Origin of the sequence: Paenibacillus sp. FSL R5-0341, assembly GCF_037975235.1 — a bacterium.
In the GTDB taxonomy this organism is placed as follows: Bacteria; Bacillota; Bacilli; order Paenibacillales; family Paenibacillaceae; genus Paenibacillus; species Paenibacillus amylolyticus_A.
Map to the genome: position 1 here is coordinate 3390768 of NZ_CP150241.1, position 18830 is coordinate 3409597.

The window sequence follows — 18830 nt, forward strand, 5'->3', positions numbered from 1 at the left end:
TAACGTTGATTAATCTTCTGTGAACTGATAACCAAGTTATACGAAGTAGATGATGTCTGTGATCCATGATCAGTGAGTCTAGTTTGTCACCTCTGACTTTTTAATTGGTAGTAAACGGTTTGTTGCGAATACGACCATTACAACCAGAAGAGCTGTTATCCCGATCAAAAGTTGGATATTACCTAAAGGATACAAAAAACTTCCTATTAGTGGAGCTGTAGCCATACCAAGATAACGAACAAAGTTATAGACACCCATTGCAGTAGCACGCTCTTCAACAAATTCTGAGGACAAGAGGGTTGGCATCACAGGTGTTGCAAGTCCCATCACGAATCCAGTAAGCATCAGAGAGAGAAGCAAAGCAATTAGAGAATAATCTGCAGCAAAAATAAAAATCACAAGACTCAAAATGGTCATTATACCGGCCCAGAAGAGTGTTTGAACTGACCCTATTCTGGTTTGTAAACTTCCACTTATTTTACTTCCAACAAGATTGAATATCATGAGGGCAAGGGAGAAAAAACCAATGCTTGCGGCGCCTAAAGCATACTTCGTTTGTAATATTGTAGGTAAAAATACGATGAATGTGTAAAAGACATCATACATGATGAAACCACTCAAAAGAACTACAACGCCGATTTTGTTTCCTAGAATTTTCCCAAATGCTTTTAAACCTAGTCTTGTTCCCGCTGGTTTTATGTTGACTGGTTTTGTCTCAGGTAACATAAATATGGCTGCGATCAGGATCAGAAGAGCACTGACTGCTGCAAAACCAAACGTACCTGTGTAACCGAATTGACTACCGATAATGCCACCGATGAGCGGACCAACTGCTGGTGAAATTCCAAGAATCATCTGATATGTAGCCATGCTTTCGGCACGCTCTTTACCCTCAAAAACATCTCCAATCATTGTAGCAGCTACTAATGGAACAGATGATGCACCTATTCCTTGAATGACTCGAAAAATGAGGAGCATTTCTATTGAACCTGAAAACATACATCCTATAGTAGCAATTACATAAATAATTATACCCGGGACTAGGATTTTCTTACGTCCATTACGATCAACAATGGGGCCAAGTATGATCTGCATGGTTGCCATGGCCACAGTGAATAAAGTAACTGTTAAATTAACTAAATGTAATGACGTATTTAGATCTTGTTGCAGATCAGGTAGCAAAGGAATGTACAGGCTTTGAGCAAGAGAGACAATAGCGGCAGAAATGCCCAAGATGAAGAGCAATCGTCGTTTGTTCATAAAACACCTCCAAATTATATTGACTGACTGTCAGTCATTATTGTATATTGAGCTTATAACATTGACTGACAGTTAGTCAAGTTGTACATTTAAACTAATATAAAGGAGTGACAAAGGAGATCTGACAATGACACGTGTAAGCAAGAATCCCCAGGAACGAAAAAATGAAATACTGACTGTGGCTATGGAATTATTCAACTCGAAGGGCTACGAAGATACATCCGTCAGTGAAATCGTAAGAAAAGTTGGTGTTTCACAAGGAACTTTCTACAATTATTTTCAATCCAAAGAAGATGTACTTCATGCTGCTTGTGAACGAACACTAGCATCTCGTTTGGAAGCAATACATCATTTAGTTGAAAATAGCGAGCTCAACGCGCGAGAAAAACTCATTCGTATTTTTATGGATGCAACCCCTGACGAACATGATGAGGATGTATTTGAATATCTTCATAAGGAAAGTAACAGTACTTTGCATCAAAAATGGATTGTTATCGAAATTAATGGATTGATTCCCTATATCAAAAAAATCGTTCAGCAGGGGGCAGAAGAGGGAGAGTTTCTTGCTCAACAACCTGAGCTTAAAGCGGAGTTTCTTTTGGTAGGTGCTGCATTTTGGCTTGATCGCGGTGTGTTTACCTGGAATGAACAAGAATATCTGGAGAGAAAAAATGCTTTGAACGGGATCATTGATCAGCTACTTGCTGTTAATAAGCAATGATTTGCATAGCTTAAACAGACTACGGGAAGAAGGAATACAAGAATGACTGCATTAACAAAAGATTTTAGTGAGGTTTTACATGGCCGTCGTACGATAAAGAAATACGATCCACATTTTAAAATTAGTCGGGAAGAAATTATTGAAATGCTCGAAGATGCTGCTTTGGCACCGTCAGCATTCAATTTACAGCCTTGGCGATTTGTTGTTATTGAAAGTGACCAAGGTAAGGAAGACCTGCTCGAAATTGCGCCTTTCAACTTTTCACAAATTAATACTTCGTCAGCGGTTATCGCCGTCTTTGGTGATCTGAATTTTGTTGACAGCGCAGAAGAAATTTATAAGGAAACCGCTGATCTTGGCTATATAACGCAGGAAATTAAAGATAAGATGCTGGCTATGGTTGTACCTATGTATAATCAATTTTCGATTGATCAGAAAAAAGAGTCTGTGTTGCTGGATGGCGGACTTGTCTCTATGCAGTTTATGCTTACGGCACATGCTCATGGTTATGCAACAAATCCAATGTCAGGCTTTAACAAAGAGAAGATTGCAGCAGTGTTGGGACTAGATCCAGAGCGATATGTTCCAATACTGCTCATTTCAATCGGCAAGGGAGCTTCAGATGCGCGCCCGCCTGTTCGTCTTCCGATCGGCCAAATTACAGAGTGGAAATAACAGAATTTTTACTACGAAAAAAAATGCCTCGACTATAGTACCCATGAAAGTCGCTATTGTAGCGGCTTTTTTTGGTTTTAATAGTCTCAAGACTTGACCTACAGTCAACTCTATGTCTTATACTCCGAATAGGCTTGAAAATTATATAAAGAATTGGGGATTTATTTAACATGACGAAGAGCACGAATTGGAGTGTTTTTGGACTGGCCATACTACTTGGTTTATTTTCTACATTAGGTCCATTTACGATTGATATGTATTTACCGGCATTTCCGGAGATTGCTCAAAATATGAATACAACGGCATCACTTGTACAATTTAGTCTTACTGCTTGTTTATTAGGACTAGGTGTAGGACAACTTGTTATGGGTCCTTTGAGTGACGCGTACGGTAGACGTAGACCATTGTTGATCTGCATGGCAGCTTATATTATTTGTTCCTTGGCATGTGCTTTTGCTCCGAATATCGGACTATTGATTTTGTTTCGTTTCACGCAAGGATTTGCGGCTTCAGCTGGAATTGTCATTTCCCGTGCGATAGCTAGAGATCTGTACAGTGGACATGAACTCACTAAATTTTTCTCTTTGCTTTTGCTTGTAGGGAATTTGGGCCCTTTGGCAGCACCGATTGCAGGAAGTGGGGTTCTTTCATTCACGACATGGATTGGCGTGTTTATCTGCCTTTCATTCTTGGGGATTTTCTTATTAATTATGACAAAGTGGAGCTTAAAAGAAACACACCCCGTAGAAAAACGTATGGTTCCAGACTTCAAACAACAATTGGGTAATTACAGAATGCTTCTGCGTGACCGTAAGTTTGTAGGCTACATGCTGGCACAGGGAATTATGACGGCAGGGGTCTTTGCTTATGTGGCCGGAACACCATTTATTTACCAAAATATATATGGCGTCACACCCACTGTTTTTGCTATTCTGTTTGCTTCGAACGGAATCAGCTTGATCATCGGATCTCAAATCGTGGGGCGATTGGCCAAACGTATCCCTGAGCAGACCCTGCTATTATCTGGGCTATGGCTTGCTATAATTGCAAGTGTTGCTGCTTTGGTGGTAACTCTGGTTCATGGTCCACTTTTCGCTTTGGTCATTCCATTGTTCTTCTTCGTCTGCTCGATCGGGATTACGTCTACAGCGGCATTCCCACTTGCCATGGAGAGTCAAGCTAAGATGGCCGGAAGTGCAGCAGCACTGCTCGGAGTCGTTCCTTTTCTTCTGGGTGCACTGGTTGCTCCTCTGGTCGGTATCGCCGGTGAGGACACTGCCGTCCCGTTAGGACTCACTTTATTAATGACCAGTATCATTGCGATTGTTACTTATTTCCTACTCGTTAAAAACGTCACGCAGCATACACCTAATCATGCCCAATCTAATGCTGACTTTTAAATAGAAGGAACAGCTCGCCAAGCATTGGTCGGAGACATGAATATGACCCCATTACAAGTCGCTATCTTAGCGGCTTTTTTTGGTTTAAGGGCAGAATAAGTTTAATCTCTCTTGTACAGCATTCAGGACTTCTTCCGGAATCTCCTTAACCTTAATATCTTCACCTAGGAACAGCAACCAATTAGTGATTTCGGTTAATTCTTCTGAATTATGAACATTCATATATGTCTTTAAGAGGGCTGTAGTTTGGTACGGATTCGTATAAGCAATTGAAAACTTTAAAGGATGGTATCTTTTGAATTGAGCAATCGCCTTTGGACCAAGTTCCAGCACAAGATTGATAACTTCTTCCTGTGTACTTAGTTGCTCTATAATCTTTTTAGGACTCAACCTTTTTTTCGTCGGGTATACTTCTACATGAGTGATGTTGTCGACAGATACGATTCGTCTCTTTTCTTCCTCTAAGTCAAAACCTTCAATAATCCAATGGCCTTTTTGATGATGAAGGTGCAACAGAACAATGGGATAGGACTTTGTTTCCTTCTCTTCTTGGACAGTAACTAACAAATCATTTTCTAAGAGAAGAATTTGGATGAGTTTTTCCAAGGTAGGATGGGGCAGGTCTGAGAGATCAAGCAAGTCTGGATTATGAGGATTGGTCCCTTCAAAAAGCAATATTTGATTCAAATGCACAAGGTCATCCTGCTGATTTTCGGAGATGAGGCCCAATAATTTTTCAGCTAAAGATTGACGACTCTTCAGATAAGGAAGCTGTTGATTTCTTGTTGCCATAAAGGCAATAAATAGCGCTTTGATTTCATTATCGGTAAATCGGACGGTGGGCAGGAGGGAGTTGTTCATCACAAAATATCCCCCATCCCGCCCAACTTCAGCGACAAGTGGCATTCCCATGGCTTCAATTTCTCTGATATCTCGAATAGCCGTTGAACGAGAAATGTTAAATTCTTGCATAATTTCAGAAATGGTAAAGTGGGCACGGTTATTGATATACCGCGTGATGATATTAATGCGTTCAACTTTTTTCATGGGGCCCCCTAAACAGTATCATATTCTGACATGATTTAAGGTTATTATAAACCCATCAAGTGAAAACACAAATCAATTGATCATTTAAAAGAGGATGGTGTAAACCATGAGTAATTATCATTTCGAAGAAAAAGACAGCTTTATCGTGCTAGGAATTGGAACGGAGCTTAAGAGCGACTACACAGACTATGCTGGCATAAGCAAGGAGAAGGCTGATTTTTGGTCCACCGTGAAAGAGAATGGAAGCCTGGACACATTAAAGTCCCTAGCAACAAACGAGTACATTTTTGCTGTAAACGAAGCAGTCAATAACAAGATGATGCATTATGCTGGTGTCATGACAGAAGAATCTCTGCCAGAAGCAACGAGAGTGATCCAATTTCCTAAGGGAGAATACCTGGTTGTGAAGGGCGAAGCAGAGACGGCTGATGCGCTTAGTAATATGCTTACTGGCATTGCCTTTGGTCAAGCTCTACCGACAGAAAAGGATTATGCCTATGTTGGTGGCCCAAACACAACGGTTGAAATGGGAGAGAAGAACGGCTTAGTATATGGTGAAATGTGGATTCCTGTTGTAAAGAACTAACTGAAGCATAAATATTCAAATGCGAAAGAATCCCTTCTTTTATAGGAAGTGGATTCTTTTTTAGTTCGATGTCTAGTGATTATCATTTAATAGATTTAGTTTTCCTCAAGTATGTTATCATAATCTTTGTGATGACGGCTTCATTCGAGGATTTTTATATACATAAAGTCAATGGAAGGCAGGAGATATAGCAGTATGGTCACGCTGATACTTTCGCTCGTTATGATTATGAACATATTACTCTCAGCGGTATTTTTGTTTTTTGAAAGGAGAGACATCGGTTATACCTGGGCCTGGCTCATGATTTTTTACTTCATTCCTATTTTAGGTTTTATCGTTTATCTCTTTCTGGGCCGTAACCTCAAAAAGAAAAATTTTTACGGACTTTCAGCTGAAGAGAGAAGTTCACTCAAGTTAATTGTCGAGAACCAAATAGTGACATTGAAGGAGCAACGTAAGGAAAGCAACCCCCTGCTCATGAAATATGCTGATCTGATTCAATTGAATCTCACTTCATCCAATGCAATCCTAACCAATGACAATGAGATATTCATCTTCGATGATGGACAAGAGAAATTTGATTCTTTATTTGCTGATATCAAGCATGCCAAGAAAGAGATTAACATCCAATATTACATTATACAACCGGATTCCTTAGGGAAGAAATTACGAGATGAATTAACCATAAAAGCTAAAGAAGGCGTAAAAGTGCGAGTTCTCTATGACGAAATTGGTTCAAAGAAACTTTCACTGAAATTTTTCAGAGAACTGATCTCTGCCGGTGGAGAAGTAGAGGTCTTTTTCCCATCACTGATTAGGCCTTTAAATTTCCGCATGAACAATCGAAATCATCGCAAACTTTGTATCATTGATGGAGAGATTGCTTATATCGGCGGATTTAATCTGGGAAATGAGTATCTAGGCATGGATAAAAAGTTTGGATACTGGCGTGATACACATTTTAAAATGCACGGAGATGCCGTCAATCATATTCAAGGTAGGTTTATTTTGGATTGGAAACACGCCAGCAAATCCGGTCAAGTAAGTTACGAACAATTCTCCTTCAACACAGTCAAGCTTGGCGGTTCAAGTCCAGTTCAGATTGTGTCTAGTGGTCCTAACTCACAGGTAGAACACCTGAAGAATATGTACATTAAGCTTATAGTAAATGCTAAAAAGAGTGTGTATATTCAAACACCTTACTTTATTCCTGACAGCACGTTTATGGATGCATGTAAAATCGCTCTCCTATCCGGGGTGGATCTGCGCATTATGATTCCCAATAAGCCCGATCACCCGTTTGTATATTGGGCAACTTGGGCGTATGTTGGTGAATTATTGGACTATGGCGCGAAGATTCTGTTATATGACAATGGTTTTTTACACGCAAAGACCATTGTAGTTGACGAAGAAGTCGCTTCAGTAGGCACGATGAATATTGATTCCCGGAGCTTTAGGTTGAATTTTGAAGTGAATGCAATTGTATATGATGAGGGAGTTGCGAAACAACTTCAAGAATTGTTTCATCAAGATAGCCAGTTAAGTTCAGAGCTTACTTCTGATCGTTATAAAAATAGGTCCCTTATTATCAAGTTTAAAGAAGGAATATCACGTCTTCTTTCACCTATTTTATAGCTCAGCTTCACTGCCGATGTTATACTCAACCAGGCACGATAAAACTTTTCACTGAAGTGCTTCTTAACGACTAAAGTATTATCAAATCCTTCTTTTTAAGTCAACAGTTAAAAGCTCTCTTCCAAATGGAAGAGAGCTTTTCCAATTACACGACAGCATGTAATTAATTTAAAACACCGCTGCCGACTATTTTAACCTTTACTTCCGGATGAAAACGAACTTGGCCATATTGTTTATTCCAATCTAGGCTTTTCCACAAGTCTGGGTAATGGGCAATTAAATGTCTGCCAATCCCGAAGGAATCACAACCACTTTGCTGAAGTGTCTTGATAATTTGTTCTGCGTTATGAGTCATGTCATCGGATAGCTTACGATTCAGACGGTTAATCGTCTCCTTTTCCTGCAGATGGTTCATTGCATACTCAACAATAGTTACAGGAAGTTCAATATGAAGATTTACATCAATCTGACTGTCATCAGCCACTTTTACAGCGAGTTTGCGCTTAATCTGTTCGGTATTCGCTTCGTAAGTGACATAGTTCCGTGGATTGTTGGAAGGCCCTGGATGAATCTTTTTGACAAAACGCGCCGCTTTATTCCATTTACCACTCATAATAATGTATAGCGGAGCCTGTTCGGTATTGAGACTCCCACTGAACCTTTGCCCATGAAACAGGGCGATTCCCCGAGCATCAATTTCTTCTCCGTCCTTATAGAGGTAAGGTAGCGTAAAATCCTGTCCGGGATCCAGCATGGGAGGGAGAAGGGTCTCTAACGTCATTTCAGGAAAAATGCATAATTCCTCCAGACTCTTAATTTTTTTCGTAATAAACTCACCAATTAGTATGCTGCCGACTCTTTTCTGGTGTAACAAATCTCCGGCATCACCATCCACAATCGCAATTTTCACATGCGAGGTCGGGTAATCGGGTTCCCGATATAAGACATCCAAGTAAGGATAAATGTCATTCTGTGCGAGTTTGTTGCCGTATAAGATCATCCCATATTTGAAAAAACGAATATCTCCCGTCACTTTAGCCCGGATTCTATCTGTGCTTTGACGAACCGATCTCCCGGCACCTGAATGGACTTCATTAACGCTACTCCCTTGTTCACTTTCAAAATCATCGACAATTTCAAGCGTTTGTTTAATGTCACCCTCTGAGGTGATGTCATATGCTGAAGCATTAGCCAGTCTTGCATCTTTTAGACTATCCTGATCCCAGCATCCCGTCATCAACATGAGCAGGATCAGCATGCCAAGAGCCATTCCTTGTTTACTCATATCATCTTCTCTTTTCGTTTCAATATATAAGACAGGAGCAGGAGCAATAGAGGCAAGATCATCAGAAAAAAGTAAGCCGATCTGTTGGCAATCGTACTAATTAACTCAAGGTTTTCCTTCTGTTGTGGCAGATAGGCAATTACGCAAGAAGCAATAACGACATAAGGCACGGCCTTTTTATGATGTTTTTGTTTGAACAGGTAACTTATACCGTAGGATGCTGTGTAATAGTAGCCACAAATGGCCCCGAAAATTGAAATTAACCAGATGGGCAGGAACAGAAAATCGGCCCGATCCATTGTCCCGAGTGGGATAGAGCGGAGCAGATAAATGACAGGTTCAGGCATTAAGTCAAGTTGCTGAGGACTGAAAGCCGTTGAACAAATGAACACGGTAAATGCATACAACAAAACGACAACAGCGCTTGCTAAAGCAACAGACTTAAGTTTGCCACCGCTGCTACCTTCAACCATAGGAAACACAACGAGAAAAAATTCGAATCCGAACATCGCCATTAATGTTTCGGTTGAACCACTAATAATATTAGGCCAACCTGCTTCGGTCATAGGCAAAAGATATAACAGATTGATTTCCTTGATTCCGTAACTGATCAATACCATCATGGGCAAGACCAAAAAGGAGATGAGCACAAGCACCCGGGCAATAATTCGCAATTTTTGACGAACCAAATAGATGCTGCTGAACAAAAAGAGGGCTAAAATAGCCCAGCGTGGAGTATCCTGCAGCATCCAGCGGTTAATTACACCGTAGGCGTTTACCAGGACAGAAGTGCCCATCAACAGGAAATATCCGACATAGGCAATAATCAGTATCTTCCCAATCCATTTACCCGTGATCAGCGTTACAATTTGATATATTGATGAACTCGGGAATCTTCGCATCAAAAGCCAGCACAGCAGGATGATAAGTTGAATCAGGAATCCTCCTAGAAAAACAGAGATCCACCCGCCGCCCTTGGACAGAAGGTGTATCCGGTAAGGGAGGGACAAAATATCTACACCGATTTCAAATTTCATAATGAGTAAGAACAATTGTCCCCGAGTGATTGTCGTTTCCTTATTCACGTTTTTTCCAACTCCTCGAGAACTTCTGCTGATTCAGCCGCTGCGGCCGGGCATCATGAGGACGCTCGCGAAGCGCCCAGATAGGAAATCGAATCCATACATCCTTCATGTCCTTTAATCGGAAAGGGGCGACTGGAGCAAAATAAGGCGATCCGAAGTTCTCCAGCTTACAGAGGTGAATGGTTAGAATCACCAGACCAAATGCGATGCCTATATATCCAAAAAGCGCCGCTCCAATCATCATCGGAAAGCGGAGAATACGCACTGCTGAACTCATCTCATGCGAAGGTACCAAGAACGACGAGATGGCGGTCAGTGATACCACAATAATCATCGTATAGGATACAAGCCCAGCACGAACGATCGCATCTCCGATAACCAAACCGCCGACGATGCCGATCGTCTGGCCCACGCGGCTGGGAAGTCGGACCCCGGCTTCTCTTAATACTTCAAAGATCAGTTCAAGCAACATGGCCTCTACCAGGGCAGGAAAGGGGATACTTTGCAGTGATTTCTTAATTGTATGTGCCAGCTCCAACGGTAAAATCGCGGAGTGAAAGGAGATGGTTGCAATATAAACGGCAGGTAATGTAAATGCAATGACGAAGCTCATCATACGAATTAAGCGTAAAAAAGAACTGACGATCCAGCGACCATGATAATCATCCGGACTTTGGTAAAATGCAAAAAACGTAACTGGCGCAATAAGAGCTGACGGGCTGCCTTCGGCAAGTATGGCAACGCGTCCCTCCATCAGATTGGCAATAACCCGGTCAGGTCGTTCTGTACTAAGCTGCTGAGGGAACAGAGAAAAGGGATTATCCTCAATAAACTCTTCAATAAACCCTGGAGCCAGCACCATATCAGAAGATATGGATGAGATTCGCTCTTTTACCTCTTCTACCAACGCTGGATTGGTCACATCCTGGAGGTATACAACTGCAATTTTGGTATGTGTCTTCTCGCCAACGTTAAAATATCGAACGATTAAGGACGGACTGATAATTTGTCTACGGATTAGATTCAAATTAACGGAAAGTTGCTCTATGAATCCATTGTGCGGTCCTCGAATAACACCTTCGTTTTCTGGTTCGGTTGTGTTGCGGACATACATTTTCTCGGTTGAAAGAATGTAAAACTCCGGGTTCCCGTCAAGTATGTAAAGACATTTCCCTTGAATGAGTGAGTCTATTCCGTTTTGCAGATCAGTATCTTTTTGACTTTCTAAAGTGGTGAACGATGGATAGATTTCCGAATGAGTCTGATCCTTTAGAGCTGTTATGACATGTGTTTGAATGATTTCCTGATCTACAAGTGAATCGATATAGAGAAGCACACTCTGCACACCATTGAATAAGAGCGAATGTTGTTTCAAATCGTCAGTATGATAAAGGGACTGCTCCACATAAGAAATATTCATTTTTAATTCAGAGCATGCATGATTGGTTGGGGCCATTGATCCACCTCGTTTCAAAATGCGACTTGGATTATTTTGTGCAAAATCAAGACGATTATTCAATAATTCACAATTCAATTAGAAACTTTTTCCTAAATCTAGCGTCTAATACTATGACTTTTTGAGGGGATACAAATTACTAGAGAGCAGAAGGAGCCAAAGACAAAGCATGAATATGAAGAAGAAATTGTCCATTTTTACCGCTTTAGCCGTTTTCCAAGCATTTGCAGTCGGTTCCGTGAGTGCGCAGTCAGTACCGCAAAGTGACACAGCGTCCGTAAACACGGCCAACGTAGAATCCGTTGAGGTGATAAAAGAAGTGCAACCGATTGCAGAGCGTGAAGTGAAGACGGAGAGCACTAACGCATCGATCGATACTCCAACCTCTGATGAAACGAAAACTGACGTGGAGAAACCCGCAGATTCTACCACTCAGGAAGGAAGCACGGAGGAGGTTGAAACACCAGCTACGCCTGCTCAAGTAGAGCAACCACCCGTTGATGGGAAGTCTCCAGTAGGTTCAGGTGGAAATCTGACGTTGTACATGAACAGCAACAAAATGGAGCAGGATGGAAAAACGTATCTTGCTGGCCAACCAATGGCTGTAAAAAACGGTGTATCCTATGTTGCAATTCGTGCGCTGGTTGACCGTGTGGGATATGGGGTTAAATACGATAACAAAACCAAGGAAACCATCATTATTAGTGGTGACGATGAACTCCGATTCAAGACCAACAGCAAAGACTACACTGTAAATGGAGAGACCAGAACGATGAAAGGCCCTGCTTATCAGCAAAAAAATACGTTCATGGTGCCGTTAACTTCCATTACTCAAGCTCTGAACATCACTTATAAAGTAAATCAGTCGGCGAAGACGGTTGTGTTGAATCTAAATACCAAACCTGTTGCGAGCTTTACCATTTCCCAAAAGGAAATCTTTGCGGGCGATAAAGTGGACTATGTGACTTCTTCCAGTTCTCCAAATGCACTGGATATCGTTGACGAACGCTGGACAGGTCGTCAAGAATCATTTGATCAAGCAGGTACATATACCATTTCATATGAGGTTCAGGATTCCAATGGCCAATGGAGCGATCCCTATTCCATGACGATTGAAGTTTTGACTCCTAATCTTCCTCCTGTAGCCATGTTCGCCACGGATAAAGAAGAATATAAAATGGGCGAAAAAATAACATATACAGACCAAAGCACTGATGATGAAGATAATATTGTTAAAGCAGTATGGGAGAACAATTCACTTGCTTTCTTTGAACCAGGTCCAAAAACGGTGACACTTACGGTTACTGACAATCACGGTGCTACGAACACGTACTCCAAAGTCATCACCATAACGAATGAGACCTTATATTCATTTACCGATTTCAATCTGCTCTTCACGCCAGTAGGACAGAAATTTACCTTTAACGGTGGCGAAGTGACTACGATGGAGAAAGTGCCTTATACGTACATGGATGAGCCTAGTTTGCTGATCCGCAGCAACAGCCCGGAAACCGTGAATACGGAAGGCATCGTATATAAAGAATCATCTTCGGGGCAGACCCGTTTCATGATTCACCACGTCAACAATACAGGCAAAAGAGTGAAAATGTATGTAATTGCAACCAATAACAACCCAAATCCGGCTGTATTCGAACAACAAAATATGGGCTTTGCAGGACCTACACCATACGCTACCGTAGCTGGGAAATTGTCTATTGATAAGTGGTTCAAGTCAATTCAGACTGGAGCGGATCAAAAGAAAGAATACCTTCAACCTGGCGAAAGTAAACTGATCTTGACTGAACTTAATAAAATTCCGATGAAAGAAGGACAAGTCATCTCCCTCTATTCGGACGCTTATAGTGATTACTCACTAGACTACAACGTTATCCTGGTCGAGGAAAACAAAGATCCGTTTGAGACTCTGCCACTGCTACCTGTGCTTGATCGTGACGGAGTGCACAACCGTGGTACGTATCCAAATGCAACACGTAACATAACGTACGATCAGCAAGTGGGAACAAAACCAGCGCGTCTGCCACTTGGTGACAATTCAAGCGATCCCAATCTGGTTGGAACAGATCCTATGGCTTACACAGACGCATCCAATGCGGGCAATTTCGGCGTATTGTACAAAATCACGCTGACCAATGTCGCTCCGCGTACGCTAATCTCCTTTAACCCTCGTGGAGGGAAGTACTCCGGAGTAGCTCTGGTGAACAATCAGTTGGTATCGATTGCCGAAGGCAACGTTGCGGTTACCAATTCAAGTGAGCAAAGCGTTCTGTACCGCACAGGATCATTTGGAGAGAGTGTAACGATTCTGTTCTCTGCTGCGCCAGGAAGTAACTTGCCGGTCAATCTGCTCTTTACACCACTCCCATCGGAGAAGTAAATGTATATGAGGTTTTATAACTAAATCAAAGGCAATCGAACAGGAATGATTCGGTTGCCTTTTTTTGCGTTGGAAGAAATCAGACTGTAGTTGGGAATGAATCATCTTTGTTTAGGAGAGGTTATTTTCCAATAACATTCCCACTTGCTTTCCCATAACTTGAGGTGAATAGGGCATGTGCATTTGATAGCAAGCGTATATTAAGAGAGACTCGGCAAATTGTAGGTAATCAGATTGTTATATTTATCCGCATGTTTCTGTTCGTCCAGGATGATTCCCCACACTGTGTCTTTATATATGCCATAAGGGAGGCCAAACCATATTTTTCTATACTTTTCCACAGCCGCCAATTCACCCTGAAAAGCCTTTTGCAATCCGGCAAGGTAAGAGGGGACCGTCTCAACTGGCTCAATGCTTACACCCGAAATCTCCTGGCCTGTCAGATCCTTGTACATTTGGCGGAACATTTGATTATGTCCGCGTTCATCATTACGGATGCTCGTGATGATGGCAGCCTGATTAGCATCGGGTGATAACTGAATCAGTGAATCATAGAACATCTCATCATTTTTTTCTCCTTGAACAGCCGTTTTGATTAATTCAAGTGCTTCGGCTGATGATGTTGCCCATACCGGAGTAAAAGTGTACCTGTAACCATACGGATATGTCACATACATTACGAATCCCTCCAAGACAAATATGAGTTAACATATGCACGTATGCCTATCAGCGTTAACCCATATACTCTGTCCCGTCTTATTAATCGAAAGCTTCAATGGAACTTTTACTTGGTACACCTCAATATCTTACTGTAACCATAAGCAAGAACAAATGGCAGGAGGTATGACAAAAAGGTCCAAAAAATATTCCATCCATTAAAATAAATGACATGCCCCATCATTTTGGCAACCCATTCTAATAATGTGAGAGACAAGGCTGCAACGAGAATCGCCACCCATGGCTTGGCATCTTTAACTATGATGACATACATCATCAAACATCCGGCAATTGGATAGATCCCCAGGTCCATAGGGAGAGCGGCAAAGGACTGGTTGCGAGTGTTGGGAAGTATATTCCAGAAATAATTAAATCCCACATTGTTGATGCAAGACGCAATAGCCACGCCGAGTGGATAATAGATAACAAGGATCTTCAAGTTCCGTCGTAAAATCCATACTGCCAATAGTATAGGGACGACCATACCCAAGAGTATATTCCCTAGCATGCATTTCCCTCCAAAGCTTGTTGTTTCTATTTTTCATGCTCCATTAATCGCTCCGCTGTTTGATCTCCAGAAGACGATCCATTTGCTCTGAGAGCGCATTTAATTTTTTATCATAATGCTTGTACGTATAGAATCCAATGACGGCTTTGATTGCAAAAAAGAGCACCGCAGCAATGATAATGAGAATATAATTGTGGGCAAGCTGCCTTAACCAATCGTTAACTGCATTTATCGGATTTCTCTCCCTTCAATGCAAGTGGTTTTGTATAAGGTAACCAACTCCATGGGATATAATGCATATTAGCCAAATTCGGAATAGGCATTTGCTTTACTCGAAGTGAATGAACAAGTTTCGGTCATGAAAAAAGCCAAATATAGAACGGCTACGGTTAAGGATGTTCATAAGGATTTTATGAAAAAAATCCCTTCTCTTCGGATGAAAAAAGAGAAGGGATGATCCTAAACTATTGAATTATCATCGAATTACTGGTGCTTGCTGAGAATATCAAATATGATCTTGGCATTATCTGTGTTGTCGATCAAACCGGCGAAGCGATGACTTGCCGGACCGTAGGCATAGACCGGAACATCTTCACCTGTATGTCCACCTGTTGTCCAGCCCGTAAACGAACGGTTATCAATAATCGCTTCAATGGCATTATCAATCTTCGTTACATCCGCAGTTTGGGCTGCTTCTTTCACCGATTGAATCTCTTCCGCCTTTAAATCCAGTTTCAGATAACTTTTTAGCGTTTCCTCAACCGAAGCACCTTTTGCAATTTGTGCTGCCATGAAGTCTGGCGTGCGAAGTGCAGCTTTGATAGGGTCTACGAAGAAGTTGTATTCCCCGTCTTTACCAAGGGTAAGTCCGCCCGTGGAGTGGTCGGCAGTAGCTACGACAAGTGTTTCGCCGTCTTTTTTGGCAAAATCAATAGCTGCCTGAAATGCTGCTGCGAAATCTTCCATTTCACTCATCGCGCCAACGATATCATTATCATGTCCTGCCCAGTCGATCTGGCTGCCTTCGACCATTAAAAAGAATCCTTTGTCGTTAGAACTGAGACGATCAATCGCTGTATTGGTCATCTCAGCCAATGATGGAGTTGCAGCAGTACGATCAATCAACTTGTCCAGACCTCCGTCCGCAAACAGTCCAAGAACTTGTTGATTCTTATCAGCAAGGAGAGAGGAACGATCCGTCACATAACTGAATCCGGCCTTCTGAAACTCCTTCGTCAAGTCACGACCGTCGCGTACAAAATTGGATTTCCCTCCACCCAGAAGTACATCCACCTTATGCTTGCCATTAATCAGCTCATCATAATAATCGTCCGCAATTGCATCCATGTTTTTTCGACTGATATCATGGGCACCAAATGCAGCTGGTGTTGCATGAGTGATCTCCGATGTAGCCACGAGTCCGGTGGACTTGCCGTTTTCTTTAGCCTGCTCAAGTACGGTTTTGACTTCCTTCTGCTCAGGGTCAACCGCAATGGCCGCATTGTAGGTTTTCACACCTGCCGACATGGCTGTTGCTGCCGAAGCGGAATCCGTCACATTTTGTTTATCATCATCCGGATAGGTCATTTGTGCCCCAACCAGATAAGGGTCAAATACGGTTTTGTCCATGCCCTTGGTTGAAGGATCATCTTTCATATAACGGTAGGCGGAAGTATAAGAGGTCCCCATGCCATCCCCAATGAGGAAGATGATGTTCTTGATTTGTTTTTTCTCCACACTTACAGCTTGAACTGCATTTGCTTGTCCGGCAGACAAGAGCGTAGAAGCCGATACAGCCAGAGTCAGCGCTACCGCTGGTAATACTCTTTTGGATAATTTCATAATGATTCCTCCTCGTTATATCTCAAACATGAATGCATGAATCTATATTCATTTGTTCAACAATATGAAGATTATCATTCATTTGTAAATGATAACCAGGATTTTTGTATACCTGAGGTAAAAACAAAATAAAGAGGTGGCTTCATTGTTATACAAAATATACCCATCCCCATGTTTTTGAAGTATGATAAAACAATAGAACGCTTTCATTATTTGTCTTACGACGACCATAACGTCAATTTCATTTTCAGGAGGCTCTTACCATTGTCCAAAACAACTCCAAATTATGCCGGGTATCTCTTTGTACATTTTATTGGCGAACAACCAGACGGAGAGCAGGTTTATTTCTCCTATAGCGAGGATGGTCTTCACTGGAAGGACCTTAATGGCGGATCACCTGTACTGTTTTCCGACCTTGGAGAACAGGGGGTACGGGACCCGTTTCTGGTTCGCTCAGTCAAGGAAAATAAATTTTATCTGATTGCTACGGATCTACGCATCGCAAGCGGCAAAGGATGGACTCATGCCGTTAATGCCGGGAGCCGTGACGTAATCGTATGGGAATCCAGCAATCTGGTGAACTGGTCATCCCCATGGAACGTCACACTAGGTGTTGAGGGAGCTGGATGTGTCTGGGCACCCGAAGCTGTGTATGATGAAGTGGAAGATGAGTTTCTTGTATTCTGGGCTTCTGCGACGCAGGAACCTCAGGAGCAAGAACGAAAACAAAAAATATACAGCGCTCGCACAAAAGACTTTCGTACGTTCTCGGCATCGGAAAAATACATTGAACGGGATAATCATATTATTGATACAACGATTCTTCCTTCGGCTGGCTCTTACTATCGATACTCCAAGGATGAAACAACCAAAAACATACGGGTAGAAAAAGGAGACTCTCTCGACAAAGGGGCATTTGTTACACTTCAAGCTCCGGTACTGGAGGCTATGGCAGGTGTGGAGGGACCTCAAATCTTTAAATTCAATGACCGGGAGGAATGGTGCCTGATTGTTGATCGATTTGCTGAAGGCAAGGGTTATCTTCCTCTGCTGACTACGGATCTGGGAAGTGGAGAATTCCGAATTGTCCCTGATGGTGAATTCGATATGGGATCAACTCAAAAGCGGCATGGAAGTGTCCTGCCAATCACAGCTGAGGAGTGCAGCCAGCTTCTCGCAGCTTTCGGGGGTGGTCATCAGGTGCTTCCCGGACAATATGCCGATCCTGATGTAGCCAAGTTTGAGGATCGTTACTATATGTATCCGACAACAGATGGCTTCGAGGGGTGGTCGGGGACACAGTTCAAAGTGTTTTCTTCTTCAGACCTGAAGCATTGGCAAGACGAAGGCGTGATCCTTGATCTGGGAACAGAGGATGTCGCCTGGGCAACCGGTAATGCCTGGGCACCGGCAATTGCCAGCCGAAACGGAAAGTTCTATTTTTATTTCTGCGGCAAAATGCGGAACGGCGAGAGTGCCATCGGCGTTGCTGTAGCAGATACACCGATTGGTCCATTCCTGGCCGAGTCGCAGCCTTTAATCACATTGGAGCAGTTGAAACGTCTGGGCATTACCATGGGACAAGCGATTGATCCCTCTATCTATGTCGAAGATAATGGAAAAGCGTATCTGCTATTTGGCAATGGACATGCTGCCATTGTGGAGCTCGGTGAAGACATGATAAGTGTAGTGGAGGACACAATGAGCAACCTGGCGGGCTTGCATGATTTTCGTGAGGCGGTAACCGTGTTAAAGCAGGGTGGATTATACCACTTTACATGGTCCTGTGATGACACAGGCAGTGAAGACTATCATGTGAATTACGGTACGTCAGAGCAATTATACGGGCCTATTACCTATCGATACCCAATTCTGAGCAAAAATGTGGAGAAAGGCATGCTGGGCACAGGTCATCACTGTATATTTAATGATTCCGAAACGGGTCAATACCAGATTGCCTATCACCGTTTTGTCACGCCACTATCCAGGTTTTCCTCCGGAAAGGGGTATCACCGCGAAATATGTATGGACCCCCTTCTGTTTGGTAAGGACGGACTGATTCAGCCTGTTATACTCTAATATAAGACGTTTCAATAAATCGCTATCTATAATGGCCTGATACAACATGAATGCCTGTCAAATGTCGCTTTTAGCGGTTTTGGCAGGCATTTTTATCATTTATATCTTCCACCTGGAACAAGCAAAAACCATAGGGTTG

General features: G+C 42.3%; 15 protein-coding genes. 7 read left to right on the forward strand and 8 right to left on the reverse strand.

Annotated elements, in window-relative coordinates:
• Positions 1–78: 78 nt before the first annotated feature.
• Entirely contained in the window at positions 79–1260 is a 1182-nt protein-coding gene (locus tag MKX75_RS15165; RefSeq protein WP_339165875.1) for an MFS transporter, read from the reverse strand.
• A gap of 127 nt (positions 1261–1387) precedes the next feature.
• On the opposite strand from MKX75_RS15165, the gene MKX75_RS15170 reads away from it, so the two are divergent.
• The 3 genes from MKX75_RS15170 to MKX75_RS15180 all read left to right on the forward strand — a co-directional run bounded on the left by MKX75_RS15170 (position 1388) and on the right by MKX75_RS15180 (position 4056).
• A complete protein-coding gene (locus MKX75_RS15170) occupies positions 1388–1981 on the forward strand; it encodes a TetR/AcrR family transcriptional regulator (protein WP_339165876.1) in 594 nt (197 codons plus the stop codon).
• 42 nt (positions 1982–2023) lie between these two features.
• Positions 2024–2656, forward strand: coding sequence for a nitroreductase family protein (locus MKX75_RS15175; RefSeq protein WP_339165877.1), 633 nt, complete (start codon positions 2024–2026; stop codon positions 2654–2656).
• Positions 2657–2826: 170 nt separating this feature from the next.
• A complete protein-coding gene (locus tag MKX75_RS15180; RefSeq protein WP_076333944.1) occupies positions 2827–4056 on the forward strand; it encodes a multidrug effflux MFS transporter in 1230 nt (409 codons plus the stop codon).
• An 84-nt stretch (positions 4057–4140) separates the two neighbouring features.
• Here the strand turns inward: MKX75_RS15180 and MKX75_RS15185 are convergent, their stop codons facing one another.
• Positions 4141–5103: an HTH domain-containing protein gene (locus tag MKX75_RS15185; protein WP_339165878.1), complete on the reverse strand. Its 963-nt coding sequence runs from the start codon at positions 5101–5103 to the stop codon at positions 4141–4143.
• Between the two features lie 106 nt (positions 5104–5209).
• On the opposite strand from MKX75_RS15185, the gene MKX75_RS15190 reads away from it, so the two are divergent.
• Positions 5210–5689: a GyrI-like domain-containing protein gene (locus MKX75_RS15190; protein ID WP_339165879.1), complete on the forward strand. Its 480-nt coding sequence runs from the start codon at positions 5210–5212 to the stop codon at positions 5687–5689.
• 195 nt (positions 5690–5884) lie between these two features.
• Positions 5885–7324, forward strand: a complete 1440-nt coding sequence (cls, locus tag MKX75_RS15195; RefSeq protein ID WP_339165880.1) for a cardiolipin synthase — start codon at positions 5885–5887, stop codon at positions 7322–7324.
• 163 nt (positions 7325–7487) lie between these two features.
• Here the strand turns inward: cls and MKX75_RS15200 are convergent, their stop codons facing one another.
• The 3 genes from MKX75_RS15200 to MKX75_RS15210 are packed head-to-tail and all read right to left on the reverse strand — an operon-like array spanning position 7488 to position 11213.
• Positions 7488–8609, reverse strand: a complete 1122-nt coding sequence (locus MKX75_RS15200; protein ID WP_339165881.1) for a Ger(x)C family spore germination protein — start codon at positions 8607–8609, stop codon at positions 7488–7490.
• The gene (locus MKX75_RS15205; protein ID WP_076333939.1) at positions 8606–9694 is read right to left on the reverse strand and encodes an endospore germination permease; all 1089 of its coding nucleotides are present in this window, start codon (positions 9692–9694) and stop codon (positions 8606–8608) included. The genes MKX75_RS15200 and MKX75_RS15205 overlap by 4 nt, the downstream gene beginning before the upstream one ends.
• Complete coding sequence (locus MKX75_RS15210; RefSeq protein ID WP_339165882.1) at positions 9687–11213, reverse strand: spore germination protein; 1527 nt, start codon at positions 11211–11213, stop codon at positions 9687–9689. Before MKX75_RS15210 ends, MKX75_RS15205 begins: the two co-directional genes overlap by 8 nt.
• A gap of 106 nt (positions 11214–11319) precedes the next feature.
• On the opposite strand from MKX75_RS15210, the gene MKX75_RS15215 reads away from it, so the two are divergent.
• Positions 11320–13545, forward strand: a complete 2226-nt coding sequence (locus tag MKX75_RS15215; RefSeq protein WP_339165883.1) for a stalk domain-containing protein — start codon at positions 11320–11322, stop codon at positions 13543–13545.
• Positions 13546–13745: 200 nt separating this feature from the next.
• Here MKX75_RS15215 and MKX75_RS15220 read toward each other — a convergent pair whose 3' ends face one another.
• From MKX75_RS15220 to MKX75_RS15230, 3 genes are all read right to left on the reverse strand, one after another.
• Positions 13746–14222: a ferritin-like domain-containing protein gene (locus MKX75_RS15220; protein WP_339165884.1), complete on the reverse strand. Its 477-nt coding sequence runs from the start codon at positions 14220–14222 to the stop codon at positions 13746–13748.
• A 107-nt stretch (positions 14223–14329) separates the two neighbouring features.
• The gene (locus MKX75_RS15225; RefSeq protein ID WP_339165885.1) at positions 14330–14728 is read right to left on the reverse strand and encodes a CBO0543 family protein; all 399 of its coding nucleotides are present in this window, start codon (positions 14726–14728) and stop codon (positions 14330–14332) included.
• Positions 14729–15253: 525 nt separating this feature from the next.
• Positions 15254–16612, reverse strand: coding sequence for an alkaline phosphatase (locus MKX75_RS15230; RefSeq protein WP_339165886.1), 1359 nt, complete (start codon positions 16610–16612; stop codon positions 15254–15256).
• 264 nt (positions 16613–16876) lie between these two features.
• On the opposite strand from MKX75_RS15230, the gene MKX75_RS15235 reads away from it, so the two are divergent.
• Positions 16877–18691, forward strand: a complete 1815-nt coding sequence (locus MKX75_RS15235; RefSeq protein ID WP_339165887.1) for a family 43 glycosylhydrolase — start codon at positions 16877–16879, stop codon at positions 18689–18691.
• Positions 18692–18830: the final 139 nt, after the last annotated feature.

Bases quoted from the DNA above. Each gene is read 5' to 3' on its own strand.
- MKX75_RS15165 (WP_339165875.1), bottom strand. From the start codon at position 1,260: ATGAACAAACGACGATTGCTCTTCATCTTGGGCATTTCTGCCGCTATT.
- MKX75_RS15170 (WP_339165876.1), top strand. From the start codon at position 1,388: ATGACACGTGTAAGCAAGAATCCCCAGGAACGAAAAAATGAAATACTG.
- MKX75_RS15175 (WP_339165877.1), top strand. From the start codon at position 2,024: ATGACTGCATTAACAAAAGATTTTAGTGAGGTTTTACATGGCCGTCGT.
- MKX75_RS15180 (WP_076333944.1), top strand. From the start codon at position 2,827: ATGACGAAGAGCACGAATTGGAGTGTTTTTGGACTGGCCATACTACTT.
- MKX75_RS15185 (WP_339165878.1), bottom strand. From the start codon at position 5,103: ATGAAAAAAGTTGAACGCATTAATATCATCACGCGGTATATCAATAAC.
- MKX75_RS15190 (WP_339165879.1), top strand. From the start codon at position 5,210: ATGAGTAATTATCATTTCGAAGAAAAAGACAGCTTTATCGTGCTAGGA.
- cls (WP_339165880.1), top strand. From the start codon at position 5,885: ATGGTCACGCTGATACTTTCGCTCGTTATGATTATGAACATATTACTC.
- MKX75_RS15200 (WP_339165881.1), bottom strand. From the start codon at position 8,609: ATGAGTAAACAAGGAATGGCTCTTGGCATGCTGATCCTGCTCATGTTG.
- MKX75_RS15215 (WP_339165883.1), top strand. From the start codon at position 11,320: ATGAATATGAAGAAGAAATTGTCCATTTTTACCGCTTTAGCCGTTTTC.
- MKX75_RS15220 (WP_339165884.1), bottom strand. From the start codon at position 14,222: ATGTATGTGACATATCCGTATGGTTACAGGTACACTTTTACTCCGGTA.
- MKX75_RS15230 (WP_339165886.1), bottom strand. From the start codon at position 16,612: ATGAAATTATCCAAAAGAGTATTACCAGCGGTAGCGCTGACTCTGGCT.